Annotated in this window: 22 protein-coding genes; 17 read left to right on the plus strand and 5 right to left on the minus strand. The window is 37.6% G+C overall.

The window, feature by feature from the left end; all coding sequences use genetic code 11:
• From EHQ49_RS03460 to EHQ49_RS03480, 5 genes are read left to right on the plus strand one after another with little or no spacing between them, the layout of a single operon-like run.
• Positions 1-1,011 carry an ABC transporter permease subunit gene (locus EHQ49_RS03460; protein WP_135576369.1) on the plus strand — a complete coding sequence of 337 codons (1,011 nt, stop codon included), beginning with the start codon at positions 1-3 and terminating at the stop codon, positions 1,009-1,011.
• Positions 1,008-2,057 carry an ABC transporter permease subunit gene (locus tag EHQ49_RS03465; RefSeq protein ID WP_135576371.1) on the plus strand — a complete coding sequence of 350 codons (1,050 nt, stop codon included), beginning with the start codon at positions 1,008-1,010 and terminating at the stop codon, positions 2,055-2,057. Before EHQ49_RS03460 ends, EHQ49_RS03465 begins: the two co-directional genes overlap by 4 nt.
• On the plus strand, positions 2,054-3,043 hold the full coding sequence (locus EHQ49_RS03470) for an ABC transporter ATP-binding protein (protein ID WP_135576373.1): 990 nt from the start codon (positions 2,054-2,056) through the stop codon (positions 3,041-3,043). Before EHQ49_RS03465 ends, EHQ49_RS03470 begins: the two co-directional genes overlap by 4 nt.
• Positions 3,036-3,992: an ABC transporter ATP-binding protein gene (locus tag EHQ49_RS03475; RefSeq protein ID WP_135576375.1), complete on the plus strand. Its 957-nt coding sequence runs from the start codon at positions 3,036-3,038 to the stop codon at positions 3,990-3,992. The genes EHQ49_RS03470 and EHQ49_RS03475 overlap by 8 nt, the downstream gene beginning before the upstream one ends.
• A gap of 7 nt (positions 3,993-3,999) precedes the next feature.
• Positions 4,000-6,075, plus strand: a complete 2,076-nt coding sequence (locus EHQ49_RS03480) for an AsmA family protein (RefSeq protein ID WP_135576377.1) — start codon at positions 4,000-4,002, stop codon at positions 6,073-6,075.
• Between the two features lie 41 nt (positions 6,076-6,116).
• On the opposite strand, the gene EHQ49_RS03485 is transcribed toward EHQ49_RS03480, so the two are convergent.
• The 4 genes from EHQ49_RS03485 to EHQ49_RS18805 form a co-directional block, all read right to left on the minus strand.
• On the minus strand, positions 6,117-7,808 hold the full coding sequence (locus EHQ49_RS03485) for a hypothetical protein (protein ID WP_135576379.1): 1,692 nt from the start codon (positions 7,806-7,808) through the stop codon (positions 6,117-6,119).
• A 17-nt stretch (positions 7,809-7,825) separates the two neighbouring features.
• A complete protein-coding gene (locus EHQ49_RS03490) occupies positions 7,826-8,866 on the minus strand; it encodes a HEAT repeat domain-containing protein (RefSeq protein WP_244241323.1) in 1,041 nt (346 codons plus the stop codon).
• A gap of 105 nt (positions 8,867-8,971) precedes the next feature.
• Positions 8,972-10,495 (minus strand): MutS-related protein, encoded by a 1,524-nt coding sequence (locus EHQ49_RS03495; RefSeq protein WP_135577719.1) that lies wholly within the window; start codon positions 10,493-10,495, stop codon positions 8,972-8,974.
• A 229-nt stretch (positions 10,496-10,724) separates the two neighbouring features.
• On the minus strand, positions 10,725-10,955 hold the full coding sequence (locus EHQ49_RS18805) for a hypothetical protein (protein WP_084764902.1): 231 nt from the start codon (positions 10,953-10,955) through the stop codon (positions 10,725-10,727).
• A 166-nt stretch (positions 10,956-11,121) separates the two neighbouring features.
• On the opposite strand from EHQ49_RS18805, the gene EHQ49_RS03505 reads away from it, so the two are divergent.
• From EHQ49_RS03505 to EHQ49_RS03540, 8 genes are all read left to right on the plus strand, one after another.
• The gene (locus EHQ49_RS03505) at positions 11,122-11,334 is read left to right on the plus strand and encodes a hypothetical protein (protein WP_231292475.1); all 213 of its coding nucleotides are present in this window, start codon (positions 11,122-11,124) and stop codon (positions 11,332-11,334) included.
• Between the two features lie 68 nt (positions 11,335-11,402).
• On the plus strand, positions 11,403-13,451 hold the full coding sequence (locus EHQ49_RS03510) for an AMP-dependent synthetase/ligase (RefSeq protein WP_135576383.1): 2,049 nt from the start codon (positions 11,403-11,405) through the stop codon (positions 13,449-13,451).
• Position 13,452: 1 nt separating this feature from the next.
• Positions 13,453-14,229: an enoyl-CoA hydratase/isomerase family protein gene (locus EHQ49_RS03515; RefSeq protein WP_135576385.1), complete on the plus strand. Its 777-nt coding sequence runs from the start codon at positions 13,453-13,455 to the stop codon at positions 14,227-14,229.
• 128 nt (positions 14,230-14,357) lie between these two features.
• Entirely contained in the window at positions 14,358-14,699 is a 342-nt protein-coding gene (locus tag EHQ49_RS03520; protein ID WP_135576387.1) for an arsenosugar biosynthesis-associated peroxidase-like protein, read from the plus strand.
• Between the two features lie 2 nt (positions 14,700-14,701).
• Positions 14,702-15,676: an arsenosugar biosynthesis radical SAM (seleno)protein ArsS gene (arsS, locus tag EHQ49_RS03525; RefSeq protein WP_135576389.1), complete on the plus strand. Its 975-nt coding sequence runs from the start codon at positions 14,702-14,704 to the stop codon at positions 15,674-15,676.
• On the plus strand, positions 15,677-16,432 hold the full coding sequence (gene map / locus EHQ49_RS03530) for a type I methionyl aminopeptidase (protein ID WP_135576391.1): 756 nt from the start codon (positions 15,677-15,679) through the stop codon (positions 16,430-16,432). It begins immediately after the preceding gene.
• A complete protein-coding gene (locus EHQ49_RS03535) occupies positions 16,429-17,220 on the plus strand; it encodes an alpha/beta fold hydrolase (protein ID WP_135576393.1) in 792 nt (263 codons plus the stop codon). The genes map and EHQ49_RS03535 overlap by 4 nt, the downstream gene beginning before the upstream one ends.
• Positions 17,221-17,346: 126 nt before the next feature.
• Positions 17,347-17,751, plus strand: a complete 405-nt coding sequence (locus EHQ49_RS03540) for an MAPEG family protein (protein ID WP_135576395.1) — start codon at positions 17,347-17,349, stop codon at positions 17,749-17,751.
• Here EHQ49_RS03540 and EHQ49_RS03545 read toward each other — a convergent pair.
• Complete coding sequence (locus EHQ49_RS03545) at positions 17,748-18,749, minus strand: NAD(P)H-dependent glycerol-3-phosphate dehydrogenase (protein ID WP_135576397.1); 1,002 nt, start codon at positions 18,747-18,749, stop codon at positions 17,748-17,750. The genes EHQ49_RS03540 and EHQ49_RS03545 overlap by 4 nt on opposite strands.
• A 56-nt stretch (positions 18,750-18,805) precedes the next feature.
• On the opposite strand from EHQ49_RS03545, the gene EHQ49_RS03550 reads away from it, so the two are divergent.
• From EHQ49_RS03550 to recG, 4 genes are read left to right on the plus strand one after another with little or no spacing between them, the layout of a single operon-like run.
• The gene (locus EHQ49_RS03550) at positions 18,806-19,486 is read left to right on the plus strand and encodes a hypothetical protein (protein WP_135576399.1); all 681 of its coding nucleotides are present in this window, start codon (positions 18,806-18,808) and stop codon (positions 19,484-19,486) included.
• Positions 19,487-20,491, plus strand: coding sequence for a metallophosphoesterase family protein (locus tag EHQ49_RS03555; RefSeq protein WP_135576401.1), 1,005 nt, complete (start codon positions 19,487-19,489; stop codon positions 20,489-20,491). It begins immediately after the preceding gene.
• Positions 20,492-20,893: a hypothetical protein gene (locus EHQ49_RS03560; protein ID WP_135576403.1), complete on the plus strand. Its 402-nt coding sequence runs from the start codon at positions 20,492-20,494 to the stop codon at positions 20,891-20,893.
• On the plus strand, positions 20,890-22,959 hold the full coding sequence (recG, locus tag EHQ49_RS03565; RefSeq protein ID WP_135576405.1) for an ATP-dependent DNA helicase RecG: 2,070 nt from the start codon (positions 20,890-20,892) through the stop codon (positions 22,957-22,959). Before EHQ49_RS03560 ends, recG begins: the two co-directional genes overlap by 4 nt.
• Positions 22,960-22,970: the final 11 nt, after the last annotated feature.

The raw sequence follows: 22,970 nt of genomic DNA on the forward strand, positions 1-22,970 counted from the left end.
ATGTGGAAATATTTTCTAAAACGGTTTTTACTCATCTTTCCTACCCTACTTGGAATCACTTTCCTTGTTTTTTTAATCTCCCATTTTGCGCCCGGTGGACCACTCAATAGTGAAATTGCAAAATTAAAAGGTACTGGTAATTTAGCCGGGGCATCTACCAAACAAATTTCGCAGGAAGAAATTGAACTCATCAAACAAAGACTCCACTTGGACAAACCAGCACCGGTGGCTTATTTACTTTGGTTAAAACAAATTGTGCAGTTTGATTTAGGAGAATCGAGATTACACTCTAGAAAAGTTTCGGAACTCATTGTAGAGAAACTTCCTGTTTCTCTTTTTTTTGGTTTGTCTGGTTTCTTTTTAACTTATTTGATTTGTATCCCTCTTGGAATTCAGAAGGCTCTAAAAGAAGGCAGTCGGTTTGATTTCATTTCTAGTTTCATTATCTTTTTCACGTACTCCCTTCCTGTTTTTGCATTTGCTATGTTACTTTTGTATTTGTTTGCATCGGGGGAAGTGTTCTCCTTTTTTCCATTAGGACATGAAGTGTCCGACTTCTATGAAGATTTGAGTTTTTGGGGAAAGGTAAACGATCGTCTGACTCATATGTTTTTGCCTGTGATTTGTTATGTTGTTGGTAGTTTTGCAGTCCTTACTTTACTAATGAAAAATAGTTTGTTAGACCAAATTGCCAAAGAATACGTTCGCACTGCTATTTCCAAAGGACTTAGTTTTCCTGATTCAATTTTTCGTCATGCTTTTCGAAACTCTCTCATTCCCATTGCTACTGGTTTTGGAAGTAACTTAACTTTAATTTTTTCTGGTTCCTTATTCATTGAGTTGGTTTTTAATATCGATGGGATGGGACTTCTTAGTTTTGAAGCAGTTAGAGAAAGAGATACCGATCTAATGATGGGTTTACTTCTTGCTCAAAGTTTTTTAGGACTCATAGGAAAAATTGTCTCTGATTTCTGTTATATACTTATTGATCCGAGGATTGATTTCGAATGAATTTTATTTCAAACCCGGCAAACGTTCGTAAGTGGGAAAAGTTTAAAAAAAATAAACGTGCTTATTATTCGATGTTAATTTTGTTTTACACTTATATTTTATCTTTATTTTCCCCACTTCTTATCAATAACAAACCATTGTTTATTTTGTATGAAGGGACAGTGTCTTTTCCGATTTTCAGTTTTTATCCAGAAACAAAGTTTGGTGGGGTCAATCTAACTGAACCCAACTATAAAAAACTCAGTAAAGAATCCAGATTTATTGATTCATCCAACTATATGTTGTTTCCACCCATCCCATTTGGTGTGAATGAAGACAACTTAGAAAGTTTAGAAGAAGGAACAAACCCACCGTCAAAACCAACACTTCGTCATTGGATGGGAACGGACGATCGTGGCAGAGATGTATTCACTCGTATCATTTATGGATACAGACTTGCAATGACTTTTAGTTTGATCCTTATTGTGGTAGAGATACTTCTTGCCTCTTTCATTGGTGGGGTTCAAGGTTATTTTGTCGGGCGTTTGGATTTGTTTTTACAGCGAATCATTGAAATCCTTTCTGCTATCCCGTTTTTGTATCTGATTTTGATTATGGGTTCTTTTTTTGGAAGAGGGTTTATGATTCTCATTGTGACCTATGGATCTCTTAGTTGGATTAGCCTTAGTTATTATATGCGCGGAGAGTTTTTGAAACTCCGCAAACAACAGTTTGTTGATGCTGCAAAAACATTAGGAGCTTCTTCTTTTTCCATCATCATGAGGCATCTATTGCCGAATTCCATTACACCCCTTGTTACTTTTTTACCTTTTATTCTAATCTCCGCGATCTCTGTACTGTCAGCTCTTGATTTTCTTGGTTATGGAATTCCGGCCCCCAATCCCTCTTGGGGGGAATTGATTGGTCAAGGAAGAGAAAGGCTTACGGCTTGGTGGTTGATTACTTTTCCATCTGTTGCTTTGTTTCTTGCCATTTTATTTTCGGCATTTGTGGGAGAAGGACTTCGGGATGCCTTCGATCCCAAAGATAAGGTGGTTTACGAATGAATCAGAATACAAAAGCCATCCAAGTCAAAGATCTATCCATACAGATTAAGACCGATGATGGAATTTTATCCATTGTCGACAGTCTCAATTTTCATTTAGTAAAGGGTGAAACATTGGCATTGGTGGGTGAGTCCGGATGTGGAAAGTCGATCACCAGTTTGGCCCTCACAAAGTTATTACCATCCAATACCACTTTATATCCAACAGGATCGATTTTATTCGAAGGAAATGACTTACTTCAGTCTTCTCCAGAACACCTAAGGTCTGTTCGTGGAAAAGAAATTTCTTATGTATTTCAAGAACCATTTTCCGCTTTGAACCCACTCCATAGAATAGGAGCCCAATTGGTTGAAGGATTTCTATTACATGGACTTGGTTCTAAACAAGAAGCAGAAGAGAAAGCCGTTTATTTATTGGAGAGAGTTGGGATCACAGATGCAAAGTTAAGACTCGGGCAATACCCAAATCAGTTCTCTGGTGGGATGTTACAAAGAGTTTGTATTGCTATGGCCCTGATGTGTGACCCAAAAATTTTAATCGCAGACGAACCCACAAGTGCTATCGATGTTACCATTCAATTACAATTGATCGAACTTCTGAAAGAGTTACGTAAAGAAAATGGCATGTCAGTTCTTTTTATATCCCATGATATTGGACTTGTGAGTCATATTACTGATCGGATTGCTGTGATGTATGCAGGAAAAATCATTGAACAAGGGAGTGTGGCTGAGGTCATTGACAGCCCAAAACATCCATACACGCGGGCCTTAATTTCGGCTTATCCCACTCATGAAAATATTGGTAAAAAATTAGTAACTATCGACGGGATTGTACCTTCTCCTAAATCTTATCCAAGAGGTTGTCGGTTCCACACACGGTGCAATGAAAAACTTCCTGTTTGCAATCAGTCAGTGCCGAAAGCGGTATCCATGTCTGAATACCAATCAGTAGAATGTTTTTTATACGGAGGAAAGGAAAGTGCTTAATGTCAAAGACTTAGTTGTTTCTTATAAACAATCGCAAACTCTTTCTTTCACTTCCAAACGCCTTGTTGCTGTTGAGGGAGTCAGTTTTTCTATTCCTCAGGGAAAAATATTAGGTCTTGTGGGTGAATCTGGATGTGGTAAGTCCACCATTGGACGAGCGATATTATCTCTATTACCATTTGATTCCGGTTCTATTCAGTTTGAAGAAAAGGAAATTAAAAACATTCCAAAAGAAGAAAAAAAAGCTCTCAAACGAAAGATCCAAGTCGTGTTTCAAGACCCATATTCTTCACTTAACCCACGTTTTACGATAGAAGAGATCATCACCGAAGGGTTACAAATTCATTTTCCAAACTTAACTTCATCTGAAAAAAAAGAAAAAGCGATTCAAGCACTTCATGAGGTGAATTTACCTGCCGATATCCTACATCGTTATCCTCATGAGTTTAGTGGTGGGCAAAGGCAAAGGATTGCCATCGCTCGGGCTTTGATTTTAGAGCCAAATCTTGTAGTTTGCGATGAAGCGGTTTCTGCGTTAGATATTTCAACACAAGCACAAGTTATTAATAATATTTTGTTATTACGTGAGAAATATGGTCTATCTTATTTGTTTATATCTCATGACTTGAACATTGTAAAACACGTATCGGATCGAATTGCCGTTATGTATTTGGGACAAATTGTCGAAGAAGGTAGTCGAGATGAAATCAGTAATTCACCTCTACATCCTTATACAAAGGCTTTATTCTCTGCTAGTTTTGATTTAAAGGATCGTACAAGGGTTTCTAAACCCTTGACGGGAGAAATACCTAGTTTGATGAACAAACCTAAAGGTTGCCGATTCCATACAAGATGTCCCATTGTTCAAGATATTTGTAAAACGGAAGAACCTGTGGAAACTTTTCCTACACAATCACGTAGAGTAAAATGCCATTTCCCTTTAAAGTAAAATTACGATGAAACTAAGTATCAGAGACAAAATCAAAGGAGTGATCGGTAAAATTTTACTGACTTTGATATTTGTTGTTTCTATGACGATGTTTTTTATTCTGTATCCGCTTTTGGCAGATCCAGACTACTATAAAAACCTAATCTTAGATACGACAAACCAGCTAACAGGACTGCAGGTGAATTATCAATCTTCGGAACCTGTTTTTTTCCCATTTCCAGGTATAGAACTTGCCGAAGTAACAGTTTCAAAAAATGAAGATGAACTCATCAAAGTTCATAAACTTCGCATTGAAGTTTATTATGGGGTTTTTGTAGGCCAGGCTCTAGAAATTCGAAAGATTTATCTCAACACAGGCACAGTGGAGATCACTCGAGAGAAAGATGAGTCCTTCCCTATTTTTGAAAGGATACTTTCTGATTCAGAAAATCCCACAAAGGAAATTAAAAAAGAAAAAGAAGAGGTCATACCTCAGGAAACAAAATATTACTTTTCAAAGATTTTTGCAAACTTTGTAAACCAAATCGAAATCAAAAATATTACAATTCTTTTTGAAGATAAGTTATATTCTCGGAAAATCAAATTATATCTTTGGGAAACAACTTTTCATTTAGATCGCGACTTACGAGATTTAGATATTTACATTTATGGAAAGTTAAACGACGAACCTATTTCTCTTAGCACCAATGTTTTGTTTGTTACTGATGAGATGACCTATGAATCTTCAAGATTAGAAGGTGAGTTTACATTTCAAAATTTAAAAGGGACGGATCTTCACGATATACTTATCATTTTTACCTATGGCGATTTGCGTTTTGCAAGAACCACTGGTAATGTTCCATTTTACAAACGAGATGAAGCTAAAATTTATGCAATTGTCGATCGGATGCACATTCGGGACTTGGCTCTAAAAGATGGTAAAACATTTGCTGACGGTTATGTATCGACTGTTATCAATTATGACATCCGTGAAGACAAAATATCCTTTGCTGATATAATTGTTGATTGGAAAGGGAAATCAAAGTTAAACGGGTCCGGATATGTTAATTTTCTAAAACCGCCGTTATCACCCACTATATCTTTTGAAGGAACTTCGGATTATTTAGATGTCCCAAGTATCATCAAAGTCATTAAAATTTGGGTAGATCCCGACTTTGAAAAATCAATTCTTACAAGAGATATACCAAGTACTGGTTATGTGAATCGAATGAATGTTTATCTAAATTTTCATTTACGAAACCTGAATGTTACCGATTTCCATGCAGACTCTTTAAAGTTAAGTCTTCATTATGCCAAACGAAAACTGAATATTACTAAGTATGAATTAAAAGCGTATGAAGGAATTGTTACAGGAACGGGACATTATCTTTGGGGTCCAAATGCAGGGCTTGAAATCAAAGGGAATATAAAAAATTTAAGTGTAGCACCAATCCTTTCTGATCTTTTCAAAATATCCCCGATCACAGGAAAATTAGATTCTGAATTTATTTTGGCTTCTCCTGCGAACACGGAAGATGGACTTATTTCTAATTTACAAATTTTAGGTAACATCAGTGCAAATAATGGTGAGTTGTTAAGTTATACAAATATTTTAAAACCAATCAGTTCGATTGGTAGTGTCATCAATCTTAAAAAAATCGATTTCAGTCGCGCGACACCGTATAACGAGCTAAAGTTTGATTTTCTTTATGCAAAAGAAACAATTGAAGTAAAGAATTTTGCTTTAAAAGCAGATGGAATTGCAGGTTCTGGCGGTGGTAAAATCGGATTTAATAAAAATATCGATATGAGGTTTACCATTGCCTTTCCTGGAGTTGCTGGTAGAGCTTTAAAACTTCCCATCATCTACAGAGGAACCTATGGAGTTTCGGCACCTTTCATTGATCCTATTTGGCTTGGTTCCGTTTATGCAGGTACGATTTTCCTTGCAAGTCCTGCTGGTGCCGCTGTTGGTGGGATTGCTGGATCGGCTATGTCAGACTATGTAAATCGAGCTGTGGATAACGTAGCCGGTGGGGTACAAAAAAGTTGGAAGGGAATTAAGTCACTGTTTGGTGGGGAAGAGGAAGAAAAGGAAAAATAATACCAACAACGAATCGTTGGTATTATACCTGCAGTTTGTTTCTATTGCATGATATGGTGTATGACTTGGCAGACACCTGTATCATTGTATAAAAAATTTACATTTGGTTTGTCTGATCGAAGATCAGATGGTAAAAATTCGATTTGAAAAAATCCAGAACTTCCTTCGGAGAAACACATAGATTCCGTCGGCTCAGGGGATTCGTCTGAATCTGAGTAACAACTACTTTCTACCCCGGTGACATACAATTCTCCCTTAGGTTGTCTCCATTTCGTAATGTTATAACAAAGATCATTTTCGGAAAATGAAGTATCAAGTGTTCCTGAATAATCTGTTGTGCGTTTTACTATAGGATTGAATCGGAAAATATCCAACATGATCCAATACCGATTTTGAGCAGAAAGTCGATATTGCATTTTTCCCAGTTGATCGTCAAAACCACCCTCACCAAACTTTAATGCAATGAGCATGATCGCTTTTTTATAATCATTATTTTTAATGATTTCTTTGTGGTCATTTGGTATTGTTTTTAAAAATTCTCTGAATCCTTGACCAGCAATCAGCAGATTAGGTGTTGTTTCCAAAGGTGACAAAATCAACTCTGATTTGTCCGTTTTGATTTTGAAACCCATTGAGTTTCCAGATTCCTCTGCGGTTATGGAGAGGATTGATTGAATATCTTCTTTTAAAACATTACCTGAAATATCTAAAGTTTCGATTTTAATTTGGTAGTTTGTTTCTGATTGATTTTGTAAAGAAACTAATCCAATGGTTTTTGATGGATCCAATGTTGGTTCTACTTTCTTTAATTTAGTTAATGCATCTATTCCTGAATTTGCATTTACTAAATATTGATATTCAGATCCAGAGGTAACATATAAACCCTCTTTTGAGAAATATTCAAATAACTTTTCTGTCATATAGGGAAATGACTTCAGTTTGTTGAATTGTCCAACCAAACCTTTGAAAGATGGCGATCTTAGTGGGAATCCAGCAATGAATGAATTGAGAATAAAGTTTCTTTGTTCTGTGATACTCGAAATGAATTCTTCAGATGCACTAAACGCTGAAAATTTACCAGATTCCAATCTGTCTTTTGTAAATGGATATTTTTTTAGTATCGCTTTGATATAACTATCATCCAAAGCTGGATCACCTGTATATTTACTAAGCAAATAAATTTCTTCCACTTTTAAAGTTTTATCATCAGAATTCATACCGGATGTTTGCAGAAGAAAATTGAATAAATTGAAATTGTTTAAATTAATTGTTTCTGTAATTTTCTTCGGTTCTTTGATGATTTTCTGAGTTAGAATTGCATTGTTATAACCATCGGGAGTGAGTAGAATGTATTTGTTTAACTGACTTGTTGTGTAGTAATTGGCACTTAAGATTGATTCATCGGCAATGTCATCAGCTCTCACATAAACAAATTCAGATTTACATTTGGCTTTAATTCGTTCAGGGCATTGTATCTGATAAGTTTTATAGTTGGATTGGCCTTTTTCGATTTGAATCGATCCGACTACCTTTACATTATCCGATACTAATAAAACTTCACCTTTTTCTGAATCCGGTTCTTCAGTTAGATAATATTGAATACCGACTGTATCACCAACAAAAAATATTGATTTAGGTGCTGGAAAGTTTTCAACTTTCTTTTTGCTGCAATTCATGAGAAATGCAGTTGGGAAAATCAAAAAGACGAAAATAAGTTTTGATAACTGTTTCATTTGATTCAACTGAATTCCTAATAACTATCCACAACGTGAATGTATTCACCAAAGAGGTAACCTTTTTTACCTTCACTGGTTTTTACTTGGTACCAAAAGTCTTCCATCTCTTCTCCTTTGCTGTTGGTGATGATGTACTTTCTTGGTTCTCTAGATAGAATTTCTACAACAGAATTTCCCGCAAGACCAGTGATCACTTCGGATCTTTCATTGGCCTGCGATCGTAGATTCAATCGATCAGATACATTGATGATAGCATATTGTTTGGCTGCTTTTAGTTTTTTTAAATTGTCTCCAAGGCTAACAAGATTGGGATGGTTTGGGTTTGCTTTTTTAAATCGAATCAAAGTGGGGATTACTTGAGTTGGTTTAAAATTAGAAATTGAATTAAAAGCTTCTTTACTAATTTCATTGTCTGTATTTGCAAGAAGTCCTTCAATAGCAGAGAGAGAATCATCTGTTTTAAATTTTCCTGCACTATAAAGACAAGCTAAAACATAATCTTTGTCTTGGTTGGAACAGAAAGGTTTTACATACTTCCACTCATCCCAAGCATTGATATTTCCTAAACCGCGAATAGCAGCAAGTTGTGTATTTTTATCCTTCCAGTCGAGTGCGCTCCGAAAGATAGAAGCATTCCCACTCCTTCCTGTTTTGGAAAGTCCCTGTACGCTAAAGAAACGAATCTTTTCACTTTTATCTTTTACACCTTTTTCAAAGTGTGATTGTGATTTTGCATTTCCAATTCGAGCTAACGCATCAATACTTGCTTCTCGAACATAAACATCATCATTATCAAAAGCTTTCTGTAGTTCATTGATGCCTGACTTGAGATCACCTAACGAACTTGCTGCTTGGGATCGAATTTTACTGGACTCACCCTTTTCCAATTGTTCAATGATGGGTTTTACAAATTTGGAATCGCCTGATTTCCCCATTTCCGAAAGGATAGAAATTTTATCACTGTCACTGGATGCATTTTTGAGATCTTCTTTTAGATCACCGGCAAACAAACCGAAACTGGTAAATATTGACAAAAACAAAAGGAAATTCTTCACATAACTCTCCATTGGTTGGCTCTCACCTGAATTTCGACAATTATCTGGGAAAATTATGGGGCTGTCAAAGAATTAAAATAAGGTTGGGAAAACTAAAAACCATTCTTAATCTGCTTCGTTTCGAATCGGGATTCCTTCTTTTTTTAAGATTTTAAGTGCGTTTGTGGAGCCGGAAACACCTTCGCGGATTCGGTAATCAAAATCCATTTGTCCATCTACTTCTAGTTCGGTGAAATGGAATCGTTTGGCCCAAGGAATTTCTGCTAGTTTTAAGTCATGTGTCGTGAGAAATACTATGGTTCTTTTTTCGCGTAGAACAGAAAGAATCTCCCGAGTTGCGATATATCGTTCTTTGGAATTGGTTCCTTTCAAAATTTCATCCAAAAACAAAACCGGTATTTTTTTCGATCCATCAGCATTCTGGATTATGGATGATAACCTTCTGACTTCACTATAGAAAAAGGAAACTCCATCTTCCATTGAATCTTGAGATCGGATGAGAGTATGAATCTGAAACTCCGGGTATTCAAATTCTGTTCCAAGTATGGGCGCACCCGAACCGGCAAGTAACAATGACATGGCGATAGATCTTAGATACGTAGTTTTACCACTCATATTAGACCCCGTAACAATCATTAAATCTCCAGGTTCCATTTTGGTAAGTGGATTGAACACTCGACTGGATTTAGAGAGAAGGGGGTGCACTAAACTTTTGGCAGTTAAATTTCCAGCCGATGATGAACTTGCAAAACTAGCTTCTGGGAACAAAAATCCAAAATTCACAAAGGGCAACATGGAATCGGTTTTTATGATTTCTATTTGGAGGTCATTCCAAAGATTTCCAAATTTCCTTTTCCATTTTTCGAGGGATTTGATTTTCCAAAGATCCCACAAACAAATCAGATTCAAAATTAAATGTGGTAAAGGGGAAATGAGTAACTCAGAAGAATCACCGAGAGAAGAAATTTGACCTATCATTTGTTTTGTGGTTTTTCTATCTTTTGCCAAATAAACAAAAGTTTTTTGAAATCTTGAGGCCCCAGAAGAAAGTGCCTTAATTTCTTTCCATTGTTTTAAAGAATCATTTCGGTAAGTAACAAACAAAATTCCATTGATGAGGAGAACGAGTGGGATGAGAGGTAAGTCAAATAACAATCCCAGAGCCATATACACAGGTGAGAAAACACCCCAAATTGGGAAAAAACCCTTTAAAAACCTTCTTTTTTTCCAAAACGAATCTTCTGTATTGATGTGAGACAAGGGAAACTTTTCATTTGTCTCCGCCTCGGGTACTAAATACTTACGAAGGAGATGATAGGCATGATAAGAATTTTTTTGCAGAATGTTTTGAATTTCACCTGGATGGAAATTTAGTTTTGTATCTTCGATAGGTTCTTGTAAAAACCGTTTGAGATAAGTTTGAAATCCAAGTTCCGTGATGGTTGTATCATAAATCCCCAAAAACCCTTGTTTGGTGCAAAGATCCAAATCGATAGAAAGTGGATGGTTCCGCACGGATTCTGGATATTCCCAAACTTCTCTTGTTTTGATTTTTTTGAATTCAGCTTGGAGTCTGAAGATTTCTTCCTGAAGGAAGGTTTGTGTTTTTTTTGCGTATAAAATCTGTATCTTTCTTTTGGAATACAGTCGCACTAAATATAGAAAAGGAAGAAGGATCAGAAGAGAATATAAATACTCTTTCCAAGATTGTTTATTTAGATAACAAAAAAGAACTGCGACAGAAAAAAGAGTGAAAGTGATGAACCGAAAGATCGAAACCCTTTTTAGTTTTTTAGAAAGGAATTGGATTTTGTTTTGGTAACGTTTCTTCCTTTGGTTTAGGAACAGATTGGTTGGATTAGTGGAAAAGAGGTCGTTCGTAATTTTCTTCTTCCCTGCGGGAAATCTCCGTATCAAGAACACGAATGAGACTTCCTAAATCATTTAATCTCCATTTGTCGATGAGACGCCCTCTTTCCCGACCAGAAAATTTATTCAAATACAGGGTACCAAATAGGTCTTCCCCATACTCATAAGCCACGAAACGCCCGTTCCGTCTGCCAGTAGAATTTTCCAATCGAATCGTCATGAACGAATACCAAAAATCAGATAAAAAAAAATAGTACAAGCAAAATTTTTTACTTCAGGATATTCATTTTCCGGCGATACATATATCGGGGAAAGGCTACTTACCACGGATGGTGGGGAACCTTAAAAAACAAATACCCCGGAAACCGGAAAGCACGGAGGCTTGTATGGATTTCTATCCCGATATGAATTTGGAGTTTAAAAGCTCCTTTGTGAAGACCAACCAGTTTTTAGCTAACACACAAGACGAAACCCTTCTCCCTCAAATGGGACTTGCGGCACGTAACCTACTCAATCTCGAACAAATGACCAAACTTCGCGAAATTCGCAAACGCCATTTGAAAAAAGGACACCAACGCGAAGGGTTCCACTGGGATTAAACACCTAAATTTCTCTTGACCATCTAAAAGTAGGCCCTATCATAAAGACCGCTTTTAGATGGAGAGATATGGCAAATAACCTAGCAGACGTTTATAAGGAATCCGCAGAAAAATTCGGTCCAAGACCCGCATTCTGGTATAAGAATGCTCAAAAGGATTACCAAGCCCTCACTTACAAAGAACTCTACGAAGACGGACTCGCATTGGCGGAAGCCCTCATTGATTTAGGAGTTAAGGCCAGAGAACACGTTGGTGTTTTGGCTGATAACCGTATGGAATGGATCATCGCCGATTGTGCGGTGCTCACTGCAGGTGCAGCCAATGTTCCACGAGGTTCTGATATTACCGATTCCGAAATTGTTTATATTTTGAATCATTCTGAAGCGAAGATTGTTTTCGTTGAAAATGACAAAGTTTACGAAAAATATAAAAACAACAAATCCCAAGTGAAGTCGGTGAAAACCGTCATCATCATGGATAAAGAAACCAAACTCAAATCAGGTGCTGGAATCCTCCATTTTTATGATCTCCTAGAAAAAGGGAGAGAGATGCGTGCCAAAGGAAAACGAGAAGCGGAAAAACGAATGGCCGGAATCAAACCGGACGATTTGTACACTCTTATTTATACTTCAGGAACAACAGGAATGCCAAAAGGGGTTATGCTCATGCATTCCAACATGATCCACCAAATGCATTATGTGGTTCCACGTGTTGCCAAAGTAACACCTGACGATCGTATGTTGTCCATTCTCCCTGTTTGGCATATTTTTGAACGTGTTGTTGAATACTTTGCTATCATCAACGGCGGTTCTACTTACTACACTAAAGTAACGGAACTTCGTAACGACATCCAAAAAGCAAGACCGACGTTTATGGCATCTGCCCCAAGGGTTTGGGAAAGTATTTACAATGGTATTTACACTCGTATCAATGATCCGAAACAAACTCCTCCTGTGAGAAGATTTTTGTTCAAAGTCGCTTATTTCTTTTCGAAACACTACCATGCGGCAGTTCGTTTTCTCAAAGGTTGGGAAGTGGATTATGAAGGAAGAAACATTTTACAATCATTAGGATCTTCTGTTTTTTCCGTTGTTAAACTTTTGTTAACAGGTCCATTTACAGTTTCGATTCTTGCGATTTTGGCAGCACAGTTTGGATTACCAGAAGACAGTGCTTTTAAAACTCCACTTTATGTAATCGCTGGGTTTGGTGTAATTTTTAATTCTTTTACCCTGGACCGCATTGTTCTTTCAAAGATCCGCCAAGCAACGGGTGGTCATTTACGTGCCACTTTATCTGGTGGTGGAGCCCTTCAAAAACATGTGGATGCTTTCTTTATGGATATTGGGATTACCGTTCTAGAAGGATACGGTATGACTGAAACTGGCCCTGTCATTTCTGCACGAACTTTTGAAAGGCCGGTGATGGGATCTGTGGGTGATATTGTTCCACTCAGCCAAGTACAAATTCGGGATGATGCAGGTAATGTTCTTTGCCATATCGACGACAAACGAAATATCATCTTTGGAAAGTTAGGTGTGAAGGGCGTAGTTCATATCAAAGGGCCTCAGGTAATGAAAGGATATTATAAAAATCCAGAAACTACCAAAAAAACCATAGTGGACAACTGGCTCAATACCGGTGACATCGGGATGATTAACTTCAAAAAAACACTGACTCTTACAGGTCGTGCGAAGGATACAATCGTTCTTCTCGGTGGTGAAAACGTAGAACCAGTTCCTATTGAAAACAAAATTGATGAATCAACTTATATCAAGCAGTCGATGATTGTGGGCCAAGACCAAAAAGTTTTAGGTGCCATCATTGTTCCTGATTTTGATGCACTTCTTCCTTGGGCAGAAGAAAATGGAATCTCAGAAAAAAACCCTGAGAAACTCATTGCCAATCCTAAGATTGTTGATTTTTACAAAAAGGAAGTTCGTAATTTTAACAGTGTTAAAACCGGTTTCAAAAACTTCGAACAAGTACAATATGTAACACTCATTACAAAACCGTTTGAGGTTGGTGATGAACTAACTAACTTAATGAAGATGAAACGACATGTGATTACTGAAAAATACAAAGACAGAATTTTGGAACTCTACAAAAACAGTTAATATGAATCCTTTTGCAGAGATCTTTCATGGAGAACGCATCTTGGAAATCAAGATGCAATCCAATGAAAAGAATACTTTTGATTTCGAAGCTTTTGTATTATTCGAACAAATTTTGAACAAACACGCAAACAATCCAAATTTGCGTGTTTTACTTTTTACATCCGCACAAACACAGTTTTTTTCCAACGGGATTGAACCGACTCTCATGTATGGAAAAACAGAAGCTGATGTTCGTAAATCCGTCGAACAATTGTTAAGGACTGCACAAACCTATTTCCATTTTCCAGTTCCTACCATTGCTGTAGTCAACGGACATTGTATGGCGGCCGGTGCTGTTTTTGCTTTGTTTTCAGACTATCGGTATATGGTCGATAAAGGGGCAAGGATTGGATTTTCCGAAGCCATTGTTGGTCTTAACTTTCCATCCATTCCAACCATTGTTTTACAAGATTTAGTGGGTGTAAAAGTCACTCGTGACCTTCTTTACTCGGGGAAACAAATCAAAGGTCCTGAAGCCAAAGAAATTGGCCTTGTGGATGAATTGTTTACTGCTGAATCATTGTTTGGTGAATCCTTAAAATTTGCCGAGTCACTTTCCAAACTCACAAACAATTCTAGCCGTGGAATGAAAACTGCCCAACGGGAACCTTACCGAAAAAAAATGGAATCTTTGTTCCAAATTGATGCAGATCTTTTTACAAAAGTCATTTTGTCTCATGATGGACAGGAAGGATTTCATTCGTTAATTGAAAAACGTCGGCCTAAGTTCATTACTTGAATTTAGGTTTCTGCTTTGTTTGATTCCTTCTACATTTTGAGTAAAATTCTGTGCTGGACTTGGATTTCCAAAAACTACTCCATTGACTCCATCACGGCTTAAAAAAGTCTAACGGTAAGGAGTCAATCATGGCAGAAACAAATCATTATTACAACGCAACGGATCTTGGAAAATTTGGTGAGATCGGACGTACGAACCCTGTTCTAGCAGAAAAGTTTTTTGCTTATTATGGTGCAGTGATGGCGGAAGGGGCACTCACGGAAAGAGAAAAGGCACTCATTGCTCTTGCAGTTTCTCATGCATTAAAATGCCCATATTGTATTGATGCCTATACATCCACATCTCTCCAAAAAGGTGCCAATGAAGCACAAATGAATGAAGCGGTTCACGTAGCTGCAGCAATGGCTGCCGGAATCAATTTAGTTCATAGTGTTCAAATGCAAAACAAAATAGACGAACTTTCTTTTTAGTTATGGAAACGAAGGAACAACTTTCCACCTTACAATCATTCAGTGGTAAAAAGTTTTCCGATTCTGTCGGACATTCTATCCATGCTCGGTCTCTAAAGGTTTTCCAAATTAATGTGGGTAAATGGTGCAACCAAGCTTGTCGACATTGCCATGTAGATGCATCACCCATACGAACCGAGATGATGGATAAAACCACAATCGATTTGTGTTTGGAAATTATCGAAAAAACACCGGGGATAGAAACTGTAGATATCACGGGTGGTGCCCCTGAAGGAAATCCTCATTTTAAGGATTTGGTTTTAGGTGCGAGAAAACTTGGGAAACGAGTGATGGATCGTTGTAACTTAACCATCCTTGAAGAACCAGGAAACGATTGGTTGTATGATTTTTTAGCATCCAATCAGGTGGAAGTTGTATCCTCATTACCTTCGTTCATTGAAAGTACTACGGACAATCAAAGAGGAAAGGGAGTTTATCAAAAATCCATTACCGCATTAAAGAAGTTAAATGCTCTTGGTTATGGAACCAAACTTCCTTTAAATTTAGTTTATAATCCTAACGGATTATTTTTAGGTTCCGGCCAATCCGTTTTAGAAAGAGAATACAAAGAAACATTGGAAAAAAAATACGGAATCGTATTCAACCAATTGTTTTGTATCAATAACCTCCCGATCAGCCGTTTTTTAGGCGCACTTGTTCGGGGCGGTAAATTCGAAATGTATATGGAAACTCTAGCCAATGCCTACAATCCTGCGACTGTTGAAGGTCTTATGTGTTTGGATCAAATATCGGTAGGTTATGACGGTTCTGTATATGATTGTGATTTCAATCAAATGTTAGATTTGAAGGCGAGAAACGTAAAACATCTAAAGGATTTCGATTTGCAATCTTTTCTTAGCCGAGATATCGTAGTAGCAAATCATTGTTACGGGTGTACTGCCGGTGCGGGATCCAGTTGTGGTGGGGAGATTGTTTAGATGTCGATTCAAAATGAAAAAGACCTTCAGGGGATTTTAAAAGCAGGGAAGTTTGTAGCAAAGGTTCGTGAACTTTTAAAACTTCTGGCCAAACCCGGAGTGTCTACTTTGGAACTAGACAACATTGCCAAACAGGAATTTGAAAAAGCAGGAGCATTTTCAGCACCGAAGTTTGATTACAAATTCCCTGGTTATACCTGTATCAGTACCAATTTTGAAATCGCACATGGGATTCCTAAAAAAGAAACCATCTTAAAGGATGGAGATTTAGTCAATATAGACGTATCTGCAAAACTAGACGGATACTATGCCGACACAGGAATTTCTTTTGTTGTCGGTCAGTCCAACGCCTCTCTTCAAAAACTTTGTGAAACAGCCATTGAAGGAACCATGCGTGCCACACAACAGGCGTTTACTGGAAATTATCTTCGAAACATTGGAAGAGAAATTCACTCTGCTGCAGTAGAAAATGGATTTACAGTCATAAAAAATTTAGCGGGCCATGGAACGGGAAAAAAACTCCATGAAGAACCTCAAGTTTTGGTTTATGAAGAAAAACGTGACCAAAGAAAATTGGGGAATGGACTTGTTCTTGCAATTGAATCTTTTATTTCTACGGGAAGCCAAACTGCTTACGAAGAAGAAGATGGATGGACATTGGTTGCCAGCAATCGTCGTGGGGAACTCAGTTATGTAGCACAGTGTGAACATACTGTCATTGTCCAAAACGGAAAACCTATCATCGTTACACTTTGACTTTAGAAATCATAGAATCGGGAGCCTCGAAGGAAGAGGCGAGAGGGATTCTTGTCATTTGGCCAAGTACGGGTGGTAATGCGAGATCGTTTCGGATTCGTGATTCCGAACTGGAATCCTTGGGATTAAGGCTTGTTCGGTTCAATCCTCCTTCTCACGGAAATTCAAAAGGAATCTACGATCCCAAAACCTCCATACCTTTGTTAGATGTTTATCTGAAAGAACGCGGATATACAAACAAAGAATTGTATGGGATTGGGCATAGTGGGGGAGGGGCCGCCCTTATGATGTATGCCAATTTAGTTCCTTTTCGAAAATTGTTTTTACTTTCCCCTATTCTCGATAGTGTTCTTAGCCTTCGGTATTTGTATGAATCTCATTCGATAGAAGAGTTCAGTCGCCTTCTTCTTTTGCCAGATGTCTCGGATGATATGGCTCCCAACAAACAGATATTAGAGACTCTTTCGAATCCTCAGTGGTTAGAAGATGGAAAAATCGATCATCTCAAAGTTCAAATCCAAAATTCTAGAATTCGCTTAGAAGACTTATCAATGTTTTTGAAGAATCTTTTTTTACCTGGATTTGTAGTGGATAGATCAGTCATACAAAAAAGAACCAATTACACAATCTTTCTTCCTAAAGAAGACAAATGGTTTCCAAAAGAATCCACCATCCGTTTTGCAAAAGAGAACGGACTGAATTGTATTGAAATTCCAGAAGCCCCCGACCATTTTTTTTCATCCACTTGGCTTACAGTTTGGAAACAAATCCAAACCATTGGATTTTAAAAGAAAGATTCCATATCCAATCAAGAATTTCATTTAATTAGTTTACAAATGAATTAGAGTCATTTAGAATCTCCACCTGTATCTTCAGAACTAAGATGATTTGGTTCTGATACAAAAGGAGGATTTGTGGAAACCATTTATCTTACACTCATTGGATTTACACTTTGGGCATTAGGGCTTGGAGTATTTTTAACTTCTTACCGAGGTGTACTCGTGTTACTCGGTAAAAAAAAATCGAATGAATTCCCGGCAGGAATTCAACATGGTTCCGACTTTTACTGGAGACTCAACAGGGCTCACCTCAACAGTTTGGAAAACCTACCTTTGTTTGTGGCAGTGGTTTTTTTAACTGCTAACTTAGGTATGATTGATAATTTTGTGAACCAAGCAGGTCTTGTGATTTTAGGAGCAAGGGTTTTACAATCCCTCACTCATCTAACTTCTACTAGTGTTCTTGCTGTGAACGTTCGGTTTACATTTTATATGATACAAATTGTAACCTATATCATTTTACTGGTACGTCTTTTTTAGACACCTTCCCGTTTTAGATCACGGCTCATCAGAGCTTTGACCACTTCTTTCGGATCTTTATCTTCGTATAACATTCGATAGACTTCCTGGGTGATGGCCATTTCCATGCCCAGTTTGTCCGAAAGATTTTTTGCGGATTGAGTGGTTTTGACACCTTCCGCGACTTCGTTCATAGAAGCTAAAATATCTTTTAGTTTTTCACCTTTACCCAAACGAAAACCTACGGTTCTGTTCCGTGATCCTTCTCCACAACAAGTAAGAACCAAATCTCCCATCCCCGATGGTCCAAGGAAAGTCATTGGATCGGCACCCATTTTGATTCCCATCCTCGTGATTTCGTTTAACCCACGTGTGATGAGGGCAGCCCTTGTATTTTGACCAAACCCCAGTCCATCGGCAACCCCAGCAGCAATGGCAATTACGTTTTTTAAAGCACCACCCACTTCAACACCCACAACATCGGGAGTCCAATAAGTACGGAAATAAGTAAAACTGAAGATTTCTTGCACTCGTTTGGCGGTGGCTTCGTTTTTGGAAGCGATAGAAACAATGGTCGGAACTCGTCTCACCATTTCTTTGGCAAAACTTGGCCCCGAAAGATACGAAAGTTGGGAATGGAATTGTCCTGGAAGTTCGGATTCAAAAATCTCGGAAACAAGTCTTAGGCTTTCGTTTTCGATCCCTTTGGAGGCAGAAACAATGGGCACTTTGGGTGGGATATGATCTTTGATTTCTCTCAGAATACCGGAAAGAGCGTGGCTTGGAGGAGCAGAAACAATCATGTCCTTGTCTTTCACAACATGGATGAGGTTGGTATCCGCTTTTAGTTTATCCGGAAGTACCAAATCGGGCATATGTTTGGTATTCATATGGTTTTCATTGATGGATCTTGCTTGATCCTCGCTTCTGGTCCAAAGGGTCACGTCATAACCCTTGTCCGCTAAAATACTACCTAGTGCAGTGCCAAAACTTCCGGCGCCAATGATACCAATCTTCATGAGTTCAGTATTCTAAATCTGCTTTCCAAAAAGGCAATAGAAAATAAAATTAAAATATGCTTTTAACGGATCTTCTCCGTTTCAATCCACTGAATCTCTTTTTGCCACCAAAAGTGGTCCCAAAGAGTAATTATAAAGTCACCTTACTTTTAGGTAGCTTACGAAAGGTCATATCCACTGAGATCATTGCAGAAGATCCCGATTTAGAGAGTTTGGAAGTTTCTTCTTCTAAAGGTGAAGTTATAATGACTGGAGTTTACCGGATGGGATGGCTCTGGATTGCTCGTTTTTTGAAAGTGGAATCGATCAAATATCGAGTCCGATTGAAACCCGTTTCCGTTAAAGACAATAAGGCCCGTTTGAAAATTGTTGGTTATCGAGTATGGGATACTAAACCAAGGCGATTTGATTTTGTTAGGTGGTTTGGCAAAGTAGACCCTTTTCACAAAAAAAAAGTTTTTGAATCCATTCTTTATGCAGCTCCTCATCTTCTCTCTCTCACTGGTTTAAAGTGGGAAATTTTATTCGATTTAAATTATTTTTTGAATTTGGTTCCTTCCATTGCAGGAAAAATTGAAATCCAATACATCATTGGAGATAACAACGAACTTTATATTTTTGTAAGATCTTCCACCATCCTAAAACCTCTTGTAGATTTTTTTGGACCTGAATATCTAAAAATCGATTATATTGAAGAAGATCGTGATATACAGATGTTACTTTGGGAAAATGAATAAATGAAAATCATTTATCTTACTGATATCCATGATGGCCTTCATGGTCTGAAACGAATTCTGCAAACTACAGAAGCAGATTTGTATTTGTTTTCAGGAGATATTATTTATAAGGCATTTTTTTCCTTTGATCGTATCATTGACTTTTGTGGAGTCCAAGAAGAATTATATTATTTGTTAACGGAAAGAAAAGATGACTCCACTCCCTTTGATTTTACAACTCATGCCATTCGTTTTCCAGAAAAGTATTCCACTGCCATTGTAGAAAAATCGCAAAAGTATCGAGATTTATACAAACTCGCTGCTAAAACGATGAAAGAAAAATATGAAATCATCGAAAAACTAATTATTAAATATGCGAAGTCACCTGTTTACTGTTTGCCGGGAAATTATGACTTGGATTTGCAGTATACAGAACTATACCAACGTGAAGTACATAGGAAAAGTTTTGAATTTGGAAACTTAAAAGTTTCTGGTTATGGTGGGGCACCCATTTGGACTTCAGGGATTCCCGAAAAACTAACAGTAGTTTTCCATGAATATACCAAAAACGGAAAAAATTATAGTGAACCAGAAGATTTCTTTCGAGCGGAACTACCTGATATCTGTTGGATTCATAATCCGGCTTACGGATACTTCGATAACATTCCTGGTGTAGGGAAATGTGGAAGCCAGGGGATTCGTCGGTATTTGGATGATGAATCTCCTTCACTTGTGGTTTCAGGTCATGTACATGAAGACCAAGGAATCAAAAAAACTAGAAATACCGTTTTTATCAACCCATCTAACTTTGGTGCTGTGGATTCTTTACATGGATTTCAAGAGGGTGGTTATTTTGCTGAAATCATTATGGAAGGAAAGGATGTAGTTCAATCCAACCTTTGTCAATTGCGCGGTGAGGAATGGCATACACTCATAGAAGTGGATTGTTCTGAAAAATATCCGAAATTAATATCGCAAAACCCTATCTCCACAGTGAGTTCCGAAGATTATATCCGAGGCATTTAAATGGTCACCTTTCTTACGATATGCGGTGTCCTATTTACGGTAGCCTTTTTTTTATATGCCCTTTCCGCGGTTGACAATCAAAGTTTAGATAAAAAAGAAAAAGAACGCCTGGCAAAAGAAGGAAATTTGCGTGTCGGAGATCCAAGAAAGGTATATGGAAAGGAAAAAGATCCAAATATGCCTCGCCTCCGTTTATGTCCTGTTTGTGGGACAGTCTTAAACAAAAATGAATTTTTGTATGCGGCCATCTCTACATATACAAATAGCGAAGGTAAAAAACAGGCACAAATTTATGGATGTAAATATTGTTATTTGATTTTAAACTCTGAAAAAAATTTACCTGAGTCAACGAATGTAAAAGACAATGGATTTGGGCCTCCTACACCCACAGATGAAATATGAAACAGGGATTGGATTTATCACAAAGTTTATCCACACTGAAAGGGATTGGGCCCAAACGGAAGTCCGTCCTTTTGGAACATGGGATCTCTACTTTTTTTGAACTTTTAACTTACTTTCCACGTCGTTATTTAGATCGCAATTTTACTAAAGACATCATCTTAAAACAAGGGGATGTTGTCACCCTTCTTGGAACGATTGCAGATAGTTATATTGTTCATGGTAAAAAGAGTCGGTTACTGGTTGGATTTAGAACCTTAAATAATGAAAGAATCAATTTGGTATTCTTTCGTGGGGTGAATTTTTTTCATAAGATTTTCACTGTAGATAGAAAGGTAGTGGTTTCTGGAAAACTAGAATACTTCAAAGGTTATCAAATTGTCCATCCTGAGTATGAATTTTTATCAGATAAGGATGATCCGGAAGATTCCATCCATGCGGGTCGTATTATTCCTCTTTATCCGTCTACAGAAGCGTTAAAAGAAGATGGTCTTGATTCCAAAGGATTACGAAAACTCATTCACCAGGTTTTGGAAGCGGGAGGGATTCCGGAAAACCTTCCACCAAAATTAGTCAAAAAAAGAACGTTACTTGGCCGTGACCAGGCCTTTCATGAAATTCATTTTCCTGAAACGATGGAAGCCGTTCAAATTGCACGGAAACGATTTGCTTATGAAGAATTCTTTTATTTCCAAAGACTCCTTCTCTACAAACAAAGAGAACGTCAAAAAGTAAAACGAATGTTATGGCCACTTCCTAAATCTCCTTCCCATGAGAATTTGGAAAAAAACCTTCCCTTTGAATTGACTGAAGATCAAAAACTTGCGGTCTCAACTATCCTTTCGCAGACGAATTCGGATTCACCGGCAGCATTTCTGTTGCAGGGAGATGTGGGTTCAGGAAAAACCATCACCGCACTTCTCATAGGACTTCATTATATCGATAACCACATCCAAGTGGTATTTTTAGCACCTACCGAAATTTTAGCGCGGCAACATTACCAAACGATTTATAAATTTATGGGGAATATGCCATTTTTAGGTATTGAGTTACTGTTAGGTGGCGAGAATAAAAAGACTCGTTTAGAAAAATTGACAAGGATCAAAACAGGAGAATCCAATATCATAATCGGAACTCACTCTTTATTACAAGAAGATGTGGTGTTTTCTGATTTGGGTCTTGTTGTGATTGATGAACAACATAAGTTTGGAGTGGATCAAAGAGAAACCATTCGTTCCAAAGGAAAAAATCCTGATATCTTGGCGATGACAGCCACGCCGATCCCACGTACACTTTGTCTCACTCTGTATGGAGATTTAACTTTAGTAAATATCAAAACCAAACCCAAAGGCCGTAAACCTATTGATACTAGATGGTATAAAGAAGACCGAAGGATTGGTGTTTATAATTCCATTCGTAAGTATGTGAGTTCAGGAAGGCAGTGTTATATTGTATATCCATTAGTAGAAGAATCGGAAAAAGTCGATTTGGAATCTTGTACGGTCGCCTATGAAAACTTACGAACCAATGTATTCCCAGATTTGAAAATTGGTTTGTTACATGGAAAGATGAAAAGTGCAGAAAAAGAATCAGTGATGGAAAAATTCAAATCAGGAGAAATCCAAATCCTTGTAACAACAACAGTTGTAGAAGTAGGAGTAGATGTTCCCAATGCTACCATTTTAGTAGTGGAACATGCCGATCGGTTTGGAATTTCCCAATTACACCAGTTACGTGGTCGTGTGGGAAGAAGTGATATCGAAAGTTTTTGTATTTTAATGACGGGTGATTTTATCAGTGATGAAGGAAGGGACCGTTTAGAGGCTCTTGTTGCTTCCAATGATGGATACTATCTGGCTGAAAAGGATTTGGCCATACGAGGCCCGGGAGAACTCCTTGGAGTGAAACAAAGTGGACTTCCTGAATTTAAAATTGCCGATTTGGTTTCAGATCGGAACCTACTTGATGAAGCCAAGGAAGATGCTTCTTCCTTTCCTTTGGATGATCCCAGTGAATTGGCAGAATTGAGTACAAGATTCAGTGAAGGCAAATTTTTATTTGCGAATTAATCCTCCAATTT

Origin of the sequence: Leptospira perdikensis, from assembly GCF_004769575.1 — a bacterium.
GTDB lineage: Bacteria > Spirochaetota > Leptospiria > Leptospirales > Leptospiraceae > Leptospira_A > Leptospira_A perdikensis.

What these genes read in the sequence shown, in the direction of transcription:
- EHQ49_RS18805 (WP_084764902.1), bottom strand. Translation starts at nt 10,955, where the DNA reads ATGACGATTCGATTGGAAAATTCTACTGGCAGACGGAACGGGCGTTTC.
- EHQ49_RS03470 (WP_135576373.1), top strand. Translation starts at nt 2,054, where the DNA reads ATGAATCAGAATACAAAAGCCATCCAAGTCAAAGATCTATCCATACAG.
- EHQ49_RS03460 (WP_135576369.1), top strand. Translation starts at nt 1, where the DNA reads ATGTGGAAATATTTTCTAAAACGGTTTTTACTCATCTTTCCTACCCTA.
- EHQ49_RS03560 (WP_135576403.1), top strand. Translation starts at nt 20,492, where the DNA reads ATGGTCACCTTTCTTACGATATGCGGTGTCCTATTTACGGTAGCCTTT.
- recG (WP_135576405.1), top strand. Translation starts at nt 20,890, where the DNA reads ATGAAACAGGGATTGGATTTATCACAAAGTTTATCCACACTGAAAGGG.
- EHQ49_RS03465 (WP_135576371.1), top strand. Translation starts at nt 1,008, where the DNA reads ATGAATTTTATTTCAAACCCGGCAAACGTTCGTAAGTGGGAAAAGTTT.
- EHQ49_RS03545 (WP_135576397.1), bottom strand. Translation starts at nt 18,749, where the DNA reads ATGAAGATTGGTATCATTGGCGCCGGAAGTTTTGGCACTGCACTAGGT.
- EHQ49_RS03485 (WP_135576379.1), bottom strand. Translation starts at nt 7,808, where the DNA reads ATGAAACAGTTATCAAAACTTATTTTCGTCTTTTTGATTTTCCCAACT.
- EHQ49_RS03520 (WP_135576387.1), top strand. Translation starts at nt 14,358, where the DNA reads ATGGCAGAAACAAATCATTATTACAACGCAACGGATCTTGGAAAATTT.
- EHQ49_RS03480 (WP_135576377.1), top strand. Translation starts at nt 4,000, where the DNA reads ATGAAACTAAGTATCAGAGACAAAATCAAAGGAGTGATCGGTAAAATT.
- map (WP_135576391.1), top strand. Translation starts at nt 15,677, where the DNA reads ATGTCGATTCAAAATGAAAAAGACCTTCAGGGGATTTTAAAAGCAGGG.
- EHQ49_RS03505 (WP_231292475.1), top strand. Translation starts at nt 11,122, where the DNA reads ATGGATTTCTATCCCGATATGAATTTGGAGTTTAAAAGCTCCTTTGTG.
- EHQ49_RS03550 (WP_135576399.1), top strand. Translation starts at nt 18,806, where the DNA reads ATGCTTTTAACGGATCTTCTCCGTTTCAATCCACTGAATCTCTTTTTG.
- arsS (WP_135576389.1), top strand. Translation starts at nt 14,702, where the DNA reads ATGGAAACGAAGGAACAACTTTCCACCTTACAATCATTCAGTGGTAAA.
- EHQ49_RS03555 (WP_135576401.1), top strand. Translation starts at nt 19,487, where the DNA reads ATGAAAATCATTTATCTTACTGATATCCATGATGGCCTTCATGGTCTG.
- EHQ49_RS03510 (WP_135576383.1), top strand. Translation starts at nt 11,403, where the DNA reads ATGGCAAATAACCTAGCAGACGTTTATAAGGAATCCGCAGAAAAATTC.
- EHQ49_RS03515 (WP_135576385.1), top strand. Translation starts at nt 13,453, where the DNA reads ATGAATCCTTTTGCAGAGATCTTTCATGGAGAACGCATCTTGGAAATC.